Genomic DNA, 2,910 nt, shown 5'->3' with positions numbered 1-2,910 from the left:
GCTCAGCACAGCAGGGGCTCGGGGAACTGCGACGCCGGCCTCGTAGAAGGTGATCGTCGCGTAGGTGGTCAGGCACTTTCGCAGTGATCCGAACGCCAGATCTCCTCGCCCACGCGGCGGAGCCGCACGTCGGCAGAGCCCCGGACCCCTGGGGAGTGCAACCGAACGCCCTGCCAACAGCCCGGCCCCGGGCCCGTGCGAAGGGTCAGGGTTTGACGGAGAGGTAGTAGCGGCGGGCGCCTTCGTGCAGGGCCAGCGGGTCGGTGTAGACCGCAGTGCGGAGGTCCACCACCTGGGCGGCGTGGACCTCTGCGCCGATCGCGTCCCGGCTGTCGATGACCGCCTGGGTCATCCGCTCCACCAGGGCCGGGTCGACGTCGTCGCGGGTGATCAGCAGGTTGGGGACGGCCAGCGTGGCCACCGCCGTCGCGGTGGGCCGGGCCTTGGGGTAGGCGTCGGCCGGGATGGTGGCGGCGCGGTAGGCGTCGGCGCCGCCGCCCTCGCCCCGGCCGACCGCCTCGGCCAGGTCGCCGAGCGGGACGATCCGGATCGCGAACTGGTCCGAGAGGTCGGTCAGGGCGCTGGTGGGCAGCCCGCCGGACCAGAAGAAGGCGTCCAGCTGACCGTTCTTCAGCTGGTCGGCGGCGTCACCGACGCCGAGGTTCGCGGCGGCCACGTCCAGCTCCGGGTCGAGGCCGGCCGAGGCGAGCAGACGCTTCGTCACCAGCAGCACCCCGGACCGGCTCTGCCCGACCCCGACCCGCAGGCCCTTCAGGTCGGCGGCCCGCTGCACCTTGGAGTCGGCGGGCACCACCAGCTGCAGGTAGTCGTCGTACAGCCGGGCTATCCCGCGCAGCCGGTCCCGGCCGTCGCCCCGGTAGCTGGCCACCGCGTCGGCGGTGGCTATTGCGAAGGAGTCCCGCCCGGAGGCGACCCGGTCCAGGTTGTCGATCGAACCCTGCGAGTTGTCCAGCCGCAGTTCGGCCCCGGGCATCGCGGTGTGCAGGTAGCTGCGGAGCAGCTGTCCGTACCGGTCGTACACGCCTCGTTGGACCCCGGTGGCGAAGCCGATCTCCCCGCGCGGGTAGTCCGCGCGGTCGGCGGCGGCCAGCCACCAGCCGCCCAGCCCGCCGATGACCAGCAGCAACGCGGCGGCCGCGCGGCCGAAACGGCTGCGGGCCACTACTTGCGGCAGGGCGACGGGTCTCCAGGTCATGGGGTTGGATACTGCCAGGCCGGGAGCGGGAAAGGGAGAGGGTCACGGAGCCCGATCCGGTTCTCGTACTCTTGGGTCCGTGGGTACGAGCCAGGATTCCAAGAGCTACAAGGTCGTCACGTACGGCTGCCAGATGAACGTGCACGACTCCGAGCGCCTCTCCGGGCTGCTCGAGGACGCCGGGTACGTGAAGGCCGACCAGGAGGGTGATCCCGACCTGGTGGTCTTCAACACCTGTGCGGTGCGCGAGAACGCCGACAACAAGCTGTACGGCAACCTCGGCCAGCTCGCCCCGGCGAAGACCCGGAACAAGGACATGCAGATCGCCGTCGGCGGCTGTCTGGCACAGAAGGACCGCGACACCATCGTGAAGCGGGCCCCCTGGGTCGACGTGGTCTTCGGCACCCACAACATCGGGCACCTGCCCGCCCTGCTGGAGCGGGCCCGGATCGAGCAGCAGGCCCAGGTGGAGATCCTGGAGTCGCTGGAGACCTTCCCGTCCACCCTGCCGACCCGGCGCGAGTCCGCGTACGCGGCCTGGGTGGCGATCTCGGTCGGCTGCAACAACACCTGCACCTTCTGCATCGTCCCCGCGCTGCGCGGCAAGGAGGAGGACCGCCGCCCCGGCGACGTGCTCGCCGAGATCGAGGCGCTGGTCGGCGAGGGTGTCATCGAGGTCACCCTGCTCGGCCAGAACGTCAACGCGTACGGCTCCGACCTGGGCGACCGGGAGGCGTTCTCCAAGCTGCTCCGGGCGGCCGGGCAGATCGAGGGCCTGGAGCGGATCCGGTTCACCTCGCCGCACCCGCGCGACTTCACCGACGACGTGATCGCCGCGATGGCCGAGACCCCGAACGTGATGCACCAGCTGCACATGCCGATGCAGTCGGGTTCGGACACCGTGCTGCGGGCGATGAAGCGGTCGTACCGGCAGGACCGTTTCCTCGGCATCATCCGCAAGGTCCGCGAGGCGATGCCGGACGCGGCGATCTCCACCGACATCATCGTCGGCTTCCCCGGGGAGACCGAGGAGGACTTCGAGCAGACCATGCACGCGGTCCGCGAGGCCCGCTTCACCAACGCCTTCACCTTCCAGTACTCCAAGCGGCCCGGCACCCCGGCCGCCGAGATGGACGGGCAGATCCCCAAGGCCGTGGTCCAGGACCGCTACAACCGGCTGATCGCCCTCCAGGAGGAGATCTCCTGGGAGGAGAACAAGAAGCAGGTCGGCCGGGTGCTGGAGATCCTGGTCGCCGAGGGCGAGGGCAAGAAGGACGGCCGGACGGACCGGCTCTCCGGCCGCGCCCCCGACAACCGGCTGGTGCACTTCAACCCGAGCTTGCGAGGGTTGAACGACCAGCACGGCACCCGCCCCACCGAGTCGGTCCGCCCGGGCGACATGGTGACGGTCGAGATCACCTACGCCGCCCCGCACCACCTCCTGGCGGAGGGCCCCACCCTGGCGGTCCGCCGCACCCGCGCGGGCGACGCCTGGGAGAAGCGGCAGGGCCTCCCGGCCGCGAAGCCGGCCGGCGTCATGCTCGGCCTGCCCAGCATCGGGGTGCCGGCCGCGCTCCCCGTGGCCACGGGCTGCGGCGACTAGGCCGTGTTTTAGGAAGCGCGGGCGGCCATCCACTTGGTGAGGTCGCCCGTGATGCGGTCGGTGCTGGTCTCGACGGTCACGTCGTGTTCGC

The 2,910-nt window shown here is 71.1% G+C and carries 2 protein-coding genes; one reads left to right on the top strand and one right to left on the bottom strand.

Features of this window, described 5'->3' with window-relative positions; all coding sequences use genetic code 11:
* Window positions 1-205: 205 nt before the first annotated feature.
* Window positions 206-1,216, bottom strand: a complete 1,011-nt coding sequence (locus ACIRPK_RS34355; protein ID WP_403046199.1) for a TAXI family TRAP transporter solute-binding subunit — start codon at window positions 1,214-1,216, stop codon at window positions 206-208.
* Window positions 1,217-1,295: 79 nt separating this feature from the next.
* Here ACIRPK_RS34355 and miaB point away from each other — a divergent pair, with 79 nt between their 5' ends.
* Entirely contained in the window at window positions 1,296-2,819 is a 1,524-nt protein-coding gene (gene miaB, locus ACIRPK_RS34350; protein ID WP_403046197.1) for a tRNA (N6-isopentenyl adenosine(37)-C2)-methylthiotransferase MiaB, read from the top strand.
* Window positions 2,820-2,910: the final 91 nt, after the last annotated feature.

Origin of the sequence: Kitasatospora sp. NPDC101801, assembly GCF_044766665.1 — a bacterium.
In the GTDB taxonomy this organism is placed as follows: domain Bacteria; phylum Actinomycetota; class Actinomycetes; order Streptomycetales; family Streptomycetaceae; genus Kitasatospora.
The sequence above is the reverse complement of the archived record's forward strand: the minus strand, read 5'-3'. Positions and strand labels throughout refer to the sequence as shown.